This window comes from Candidatus Omnitrophota bacterium, from assembly GCA_018894435.1.
Taxonomy (GTDB): domain Bacteria; phylum Omnitrophota; class Gorgyraeia; order JAHIPI01; family JAHIPI01; genus JAHIPI01.
This window is the reverse complement of the sequence record JAHIPI010000049.1, coordinates 1-8,400: the sequence shown is the minus strand read 5'-3', so window position 1 is coordinate 8,400 and position 8,400 is coordinate 1. Positions and strand designations below refer to the sequence as shown.

Below are 8,400 nucleotides of genomic sequence, written 5' to 3'. Positions count from 1 at the left end.
TTAAAACCTTCTCCTACCGCAATAATGGCTTTGGTATGGAGAAAAGGTATGCGCACTAAGTTAACTATTATGAAGATCAATACGCCGCTTAATGCTCCTATTAGAATATCTCTTTTTGCATTTTTAAAAACGAAACCTAACGCATTCCATTTGCAGTGATATTTTTTTAAAGAAAAGAACCAAACAATTAGACTTATAGAAGACGCTATAACCAATTTTGAAAATAATATTACTATTTCTTTTATTAAAGGTACTTCCTTGCTCATCGCTATTTCTTCTTTTAAAGAAAAAACCACTATGGTTATTGTGAATAAGATAATAAATGTTGCTACAAAAATTAAAGTTAATGCAATTATGACGTCTTTAATCGTCCATTTTATTTTTTCTATTTCATTATTCATAGGATACCTATTGGCCACCTTGACTCCACAGGTCTTGCATAATGTCTCCTATAATATCAATTTGCTTTTTTTGGTTATCAAGCACTAGCTCACCATTTTCTTCAATATGTCTAATACCACCTTCTTCACTTGTCGCATAATCCCATAGTCCTTTTATAAAATCATCGCCAAAATTATTTTCCGTTTTACACATATTATGGATAACATCTCTTACATATCTTAGAGTTTTATAAAATGACCAGAAATCAAACTCTGCAAGAGAACCTTCCGGCAAATTCCCTCTCGCGTTTTGCATAAGCCAAGCAAAAACTCCGGGTGGTAGACTCGCTAAAAATTCTGCAAACCTTCCTTCGGATGTATTCCACGTAACAATAATAGTAGGCATGCCAAAGATTCTCATGTACGTGAAAGTCGCAGAGCCTGTCCTTCCCGTCTTCTTACTGCCTTCCAGCCCCCTTGGATCAACCAAGTTCAACGGATTATTTAAGCAATAGCGATACAGATTTACATCGGCATCATATCCCGCAGGATCCGCTTGCAAGAACTTCGCCATGTTCGGATCATACATTCTTGCGCGGTAATAATAGAGGCTGCTTTCTGGGTCCCATTGCCTGGCCGTAAAGCGATAGTAATTGCCCACAATGCTGTTATTGCGTTTTAAGCCTGTTGCGGGATCATAAATCTTCGTCTTGCCGAAAGGACTGTAGGTATAATGCTCGATATGGCTGCCTGAACTATTAGAAAGATCGGTTACGGAACCTAGTCCGTCAAAGTGATAATAGCATACGCCTGTGGCATTTTCAAGTCTTATTGGTTCGTCAATGCTAGGACCGTAGACGTACTTGGCTATTAAGTTGTTTGAGCCGTCGTATTCCGCAATTATGTTTTCACCGTCATAGAGGTACTTGGTTATTACGTCATCGACATTCTTCTCGATGCGCCTGCCAAGGTAGTCATACTTATAGATTGCTTCACTCGCCTCCGGCGAGTTCGCAATGACGCGTATAAGGCGATTTTCATAGTCGTAGGCATAAGTAGTCTGCTCTGCTCTCCAGGCTACGCCCGTTAATGAGCCGTTATTGTCATAAGTGAAGGTCTTTTGTGCTGATGTATCAAGCGTAAGATTTATATAGTCTGATAATGTTCCCGATTGGTCAATCGCCGAGGCCATTACGACATTGTTCCCGGAATTAAGCGTCACACTCTCCGCTAAAAACTCCTCGCCCGAAACTTTACCATTAACACTATTAACGGTAACGCTTGGATTGTCACCCTTGGCTGTACCGCCTACATCTATATTATGCTTCGTCTTGGTAATTGAAGCATATTGATTGAGGCCATTAGTCTTTAAAGTATAGTTCCAATGTTCTCCAAGCTCATCAGCATACTCTCTGTTGCCCATATCATCGTATTCATAGTGGGCGGTACGCATATCGGGGTAGGTTACGTCCTTAAGTTGGTACGTCCTATCGTAGTCATAGGCATATAAGCCTTCATTGGTGGTTATAGTCTTACGGTTACCGACTTTGTCATAGGTATAGTCGAATTGGGAGAATGCCGTTCCTGCCGGCAGTTTATTCTTCAGGGATTTGATTCTGCTTAAGTCGTTATATTCATAGTCGATAGATGTGCCGTTTAAGTAAGTAAGGGTGCCACGCCTATTAGTAAAACCGTCATAGTCGTAATGGGCTATCACATTGCCGGATGAATCTTTTATATCAGTGAGGCGGTTCAGATTGTCGTAGTGATAGGTGATATATGTGCTGTCAGGATATATCAGCTTCTTGCGCAGGCCGTTATTATAATATTCATAGGCGACGGTTTTGCTTTCAGGGTAAGTGATGTCTTTACGGCGGTTAAGCTTGTCATACGTCATAACCGTAGTGCCGTTCGGCGATACAACATTCTTTAAGTTATTAATTTTGTCATATGCATAGTTGATTTGGGTCGCATTAGGATATATTTTATGTTCAAGACGATTTAAAGCATCGTATTGATATGTTATAGTTTGATATTTTCTGTCGCGCTTTGTGGCAATCTTACTGTTTCTATCATAAGTATAGGCCTCGCTTGTACTGTCAGGATGGGTTATAGTCTTTAACCTCTTAAGGTAATCAAAGCTATAATATGTCTTCTTGCCCGCCGCGTCCTGTAAGTAAGCAAGCCGGTAGAGTTTATCGAATTGCTTTTTAGTAACTCTATTTTCAGCGTCCGTTGCAATAATAACTTTTCTATCGCCGTCACCTGCGGTTTCTTTTGTGTATAGGATGTTTGTTATATTGCCTTCCTGGTCTTTTATACTTATAAGGTCGGATTTAGCAAGATGGAGATAGTCTTTATTGTCGTAAGTAAGTTCCGTAGTATATTCAATACCGAATTCGTCGTATTCTGTTACTTTTGTCTGGTTCCCAGTCCAATCATATTCATAGGTGATAGTGTGGTTTAAAGAATCTGTTACAGTTTTGGGGTTGTCGTTTTTGTCATAGGTGGTTGATACGATAATGTTATTGCTTCCGTCTTTTATCTCTTTTGGGTTGTTATTTTCATCGTAGATGTAGTTTCGGGTTTTACCTTCCTCGTCGGTTTCGCTTAAGAGGTTGCCGACGATGTCATAGGTAAGATTCCGCTCCACAATGCCTGCTTCCGTATGCCGTTTTATCTTCTTTGGATAGCCCCATTGGTCGTATTCGAATTCCATTAGATTTCCCTCGGCGTTTGTAAGTGTCTGAATTTTGCCGTAAGGATAATATGTCATGAGCGTTGTCTTATTAAGAGGCTCGCGGATTTCAGTAAGCTTGCCGTTATCATATACAAAGGTAGTTTCGTTGCCTTCAGGGTCTTTCTTATAGGTCGGCAGGCTGTAATCAGGGTCGTATTGGATGATGGTAGGATAGCTTACGCCGTTTTCAGCGTCAATAATCTTGGTTACATTGCCTTGCGTGTCATATTCAAGTTTTGTCGTTTTGCTGTAGACCTCGTTTACTTGTGTTAAATTATTGCTTCCGTCCCACGAATATGTCGTAGAAGTGGCTAGGTTATCGTTCAATTCTAAAAGCATATGACTACCTGCGTAAAAATGATATAACCATGTTTCACCGGTATTATTTGTGACCCATGTTGTGTCCCACCAGTATTCAAAGGTCGTTATCTTTAAATCCGGGTCTTTTTGGGCATGGACTCTTGCGTTATAGGTATATGTATATTCGTATCTATTGCCCTCCTTATCAATATAAGCCGTCCTTAAATTCGTAACAGGGTTATACTCATAATATTTTGAGTTACCTCTTAAGTCTATTACTTGTGTTAGGTTTAACCCAGTATAGACATATTGATATTTACGAATACCTGTGGGATCTTTAATTTCTTTAACTCTGCCATCAGGCCAGTATTCAAAGGTAAATTGCCTATTTGTCGAGTCCGTAACGTATTTTAACCGCTCTGCGCCGTAGATATTTTCATAAGTAAGGGTAATTCTATTTGCGAATCTATCCTCGAGATATTCAAGCCGTCCCGAAAGATTAAAGCGATAGATTGTGCCGTCTTTCTTCCTCAAGCCAAAGCCGCTTCCGTCTTTTGTCAGTGTTTCATGAAGCCAGGAAGATGGTAAATAGCTGCTATCAACCTGCTTGACAAAAAGATCGCTTCTTCCGTCTTCCCGTATAACTTTAACGTTGCCATTACTTAATTCCTTTATAAAAACTCCGTAGTTAAATGACCATCCTCTGCCGAATGGCTCGGTCCTATCAGGAGTATTAAAATCATAGAAATGGTTTTCCGCGCCGCTTTGGATTCTTACGTTATCAAACTGGGCGTAGCAGTATCTCGCTTCAAGGCTTATGGGTTTAGTTTCGAGAATGGGAGCGAAATCAGTATAATCGATCTCGAGATTATTATTGACATAAATTTTTATATTGGTTTCATTGGCTTCTATCTTGATCGTGTTCCAGTTTAATGGGTTATAGCTCGACGATTTCTGTCGCAGTTGTGTCATCTGCGCATTTACTACTCTTGTCAACTCAAGAATTCCGTCGGTTTTGATTATAAAATAGTACCTATTATCCCTGTCTGTATACCTAAAACTTACCCATGCAACTTCCCACGGATTGGTACCAGGAGTTATCGTTTTTACGTCAGCTGTTAAGGTGAAGTTTTTCCATGAGCGTGTCGTTAGATTTCTGTCGCCGTATGCATTATATACGCCGTCTCTTGCCGCCCATGGGCCAGCCCCTCCTTCCGGCTGCCAACCTTCTAGGTCAGAGACAACCTGTGAATTGTAGGTCCTTGTCAGCTCAAGCGGGATAAGTCCACGGGTTTCTATGAAAAAATCGGCCTCGGTTGAATGGAGATTCCCATTCGTCAAAATTACAGGGTCTTCTGTCTCTTCTTTATTATCCGGCCCGGCAGGACCGGCAGGATTTGCACATGGGTTCGACCCTTCGGTTGTCTGCATTTCACCTTCGGATAGAGATACAACTTGAGGTTCGCTTGATAAGGCAGCTGCTTCCATGCTTTCGGCTAACGGCTGATTGCCAAGAGGGGCTGGTGCGGTTTCCTGAGACTGTTCTTGTGTCTGGATAAATAAAACCTTACCGTCCCACTCTCTTCCGAATTCATCTTTCGAAATAGAATCTGCTTTTGGATAACCTGAGGGATTATGAACATTAACGAACCAATCCGATACATCCTTTACGCGCACATAGGTGCGGTTTTCGCTTAATATAACAATGACATATCCGGTATCGGCTAGTTCTTTAAGGTGGCTTATATCTGTCTTTAGTCCTTTAGCTATAAATCCTTTTTCTTCCGCCGCCATTTTTAAGCCCCAAAAAGAAGTCGTTCCTTTATCGGAAGCAGCTAATTCCGCAATCTCATCTTTTGTGGCGGTGATATTGTTCTCGGCGCATATTTCGGCAATAAGAGCTGGGCCCGTACTTACTCCTTCGGCGAAAATAGAAGAAGCCCAAGTGGTCAGTATTAAGATCAATGCCGCAGTAGCAGCTAAAAGCGTATTTGTGAATCTTTTTCTATCAGCCTTAGCATAGGAATACATCGTAAGCCATCCTTTATATTATGGTTCAGCGTATATTGTAATTCCGTCTTGAGGAGCTGCTATCTCTATAAATAACTGCGACACAAATTCAGTATATGCGCCCATAAGCGTACCCTCTTCACCGCCTGTTAAGGCAGGTGAAGTAGGCTCTAAATAGAAGTTATCGTTAAGTGGATTTACGAATTCGGGATCATCTTCGATATTGCCCTGGATATAGATCAAGTTAAACTGGGCTGCCGCTGAATCAAGCCAGAAGTTATTAGTATTTTGGTTAAAGAGGTTATTGTTTATGTTAGCTTTGCGTTGGTCGAATAACGCGCCATCTTCATAGGTAAAAAATATGGCAAAGTCTGCAGAGTCAATAGTATTATCGAATATATTATTATAAATATGTGGATTCTCTTTGTGCATGCGGAGTATTACGCCGTTTTTGTTGTGATAGAAGGTATTATTCTTTATATTTCCTAATATGGCTCCGCCGAAGGCCTGCGAGAAGTAATATATGCCGCAGTCTGTGTTTTGAATAAGATTGCTTTCGACTTGCGGGGTTACATCGTCAGTGCCGTACATATTCCATATTTGTATGGCCTTGCCGTAATATTGTAACGGCGGGTCATAGCCGCCCTCGTAATTTATGAAGTCTAGATCGGGCTTAATAATACAATTCTTTATAATAGGTATGGAATTAATGGCGGTTATGCCACTATCCGCAACAAGATTCCAATCCACATAATTGGTATTTGTAAAAGATAATATCGTCCCTTCCTGAAATAGTACTGTAAAATTGTCAATTGTTCCATCTACTTCCTCAAAGAAGATATTTCCTTTAATGATGGTTGTGGCATTGTTGTCGCCCCTAAGGATAACGCCTTCTTTCATATGGACGTCTTCATAGTATTCGCCGGGATAGGCATAGATGGTACCGCTTTCCGCTATATGAGTCATTGCTTCTGTAATAGTGTTATAATCGGGATTCGGCCCTTTTACTTCTAAGTATGTCGGTTCAGTTGGCTCGCCGCCTACCGTAACGACTGCGGTATCACTTGCCGTATTACCCGCTGCATCATAGACAGTAAGCGTTACGGCATATGTGTCCTGAGAAGTATAAGAATGGGATACGGTAACGCCCTCTTCGGTGTCCGAATTGTCGCCAAAATTCCAGACATATGTGGATATTTCGTAATTATCGGTTGAAGCTGAGCCGTCAAAATTGACCGAGGTATTGATTTCCGCGTTTTTATCCGCACCTGCATTGGCTGTAGGCGGCGTCTGGTCGAGAATAATAGAATCGGCTGAATTGGAGGGATTATAATAGCTTACATTACCGCTATCGTCCATAACCCAGGCATATAGAATCTTTGTGCCGTCTCCGGCGCTTAGATTATACGAGGTCGGCCTTGATGTAAGCGTAAAGGCGCTGGGTGGCGGGGTTGACAAAATAGAAGTTATTAGCCACTTCGAGACTAGGCCGCCCTGGTCGCTTTCCGTCATTAAGATACTGACATTGAGATTTTTGGTATAAGCATCTCCGTCCTGTATGCGAAAACTATTGACTTGGGGCGATATAGTATCTGTACTTGATACTGCTGTATAAGTAAGCGTTCTGCCATTAGGATCAATGAGATTGCCTGCCGGGTCTTGCAGATTGGTAGATGCTGTTACAGTATATTGAACTCCTGGTATTTGAGGAGTTGTCGCTAATCTATATTTAAAGAGTCCAGGCGACGGCACCCACACAAACTGCGCGCCAAGCACTGTTATGCCGCTTGTAATCGTATAGTTGGCAGGATTATCTGCGCCTACAATTATCATCTCATTGAACATTATATCTACATGAGTCGTATTAACCGGTCCTGAATTAGCGGTCGATATAGAAGGCCGAAATGTATCCACACAAATACTGTCTTGGGCTACGTTGCTTTCCTCTAGAGCGGCATTTCTAAGCTTACAATAGACTATTTGCGTGCCATTAGGCGCAGGAACACCGAAACTAAAAGTTGTGGGGCTTGCATAAGCTACCCAAGTCGCATCATGAAAGTCATTATATCTTGAAAGGATCATTTGCGTGGGTGAGCCGGAAATACTGAGAGAAACACTGATAATACTATTATTAGTATAATCTGTGGACCCGGAATCGGAGTCGGATAGGATGATAGAATTTAAAACGGGCGCGGCCGCTTCAGTGACCTGCGTTAGCGCCACTATTATAAAGGCCGTTAGAAAGAAACGAACAAAAAAGCGAAATACAATTCTGGACTTCGCCACATTACACCTCGCGCTATTTAGTACCCTATAAGTATACCATGCTATATGGTATATGTCAATGAATGAAAACAACCTTTTTTAAGATTTAACATAACTAGCGACTATAGTTGCTTAACTACTTATAAATAAACAAGTTATGCAAAAAATGGTTGTGTTAGAAAAGTAAAATTGGTGACGCCTGTTCACACTCGGATCCTCCTGCGCCCTTTCATCTTTATAGTAGAAACGATTGTGCCGGTTTGCGCTAGCTATAGCGGAGGCTTGTTTAATCCCGACAGTAGAGACTGTGCAGATTCTTTGCTGTAAGCATCTCCTGATTCTGATGCCACAATTCTCTCAAAGATACCTTTAGCTTTTGCGAGATCGCCTTTCTTAAGATAGCACTTTCCTAAACTAAGCTGATTACCATCATCATTCGGTTGATCCTTCATAATTTTTTCATAATACACAACGGCTTCATCATACATATCAAGCCTTTCGTAGATATTTGCTATGCCATAGCATTATCACCCTGTTAGAGAACTCGGTTTTATCTACTTTCTTCCCTCTTTTCCCTCTTTAGCGGCAGTACACCGGCCATTTCGCCGATAACGTTGACCAACTCCGAATCGGACGGGATCACGATCTTCGCATTATTCTGAAGAGCGGTTTCCATTGCCTGAAGTTTACGCAAAAGTTGAGCGT

General features: G+C 41.3%; 4 protein-coding genes and 1 pseudogene. All 5 read right to left on the bottom strand.

Features of this window, described 5'->3' with window-relative positions; all coding sequences use genetic code 11:
- Positions 1-401, bottom strand: a 401-nt coding sequence (locus tag KKI13_03785) for a hypothetical protein (GenBank protein ID MBU4488169.1), incomplete at its 3' end; no start/stop codon positions are given.
- Between the two features lie 7 nt (positions 402-408).
- Entirely contained in the window at positions 409-5,451 is a 5,043-nt protein-coding gene (locus KKI13_03780; protein ID MBU4488168.1) for a DUF1080 domain-containing protein, read from the bottom strand.
- An 18-nt stretch (positions 5,452-5,469) separates the two neighbouring features.
- Complete coding sequence (locus KKI13_03775; GenBank protein MBU4488167.1) at positions 5,470-7,716, bottom strand: PKD domain-containing protein; 2,247 nt, start codon at positions 7,714-7,716, stop codon at positions 5,470-5,472.
- 248 nt (positions 7,717-7,964) lie between these two features.
- Positions 7,965-8,183, bottom strand: coding sequence for a tetratricopeptide repeat protein (locus tag KKI13_03770; protein MBU4488166.1), 219 nt, complete (start codon positions 8,181-8,183; stop codon positions 7,965-7,967).
- A pseudogene (locus KKI13_03765) lies at positions 8,169-8,210 on the bottom strand (hypothetical protein). Before KKI13_03765 ends, KKI13_03770 begins: the two are co-directional and overlap by 15 nt.
- Positions 8,211-8,400 lie beyond the last annotated feature (190 nt).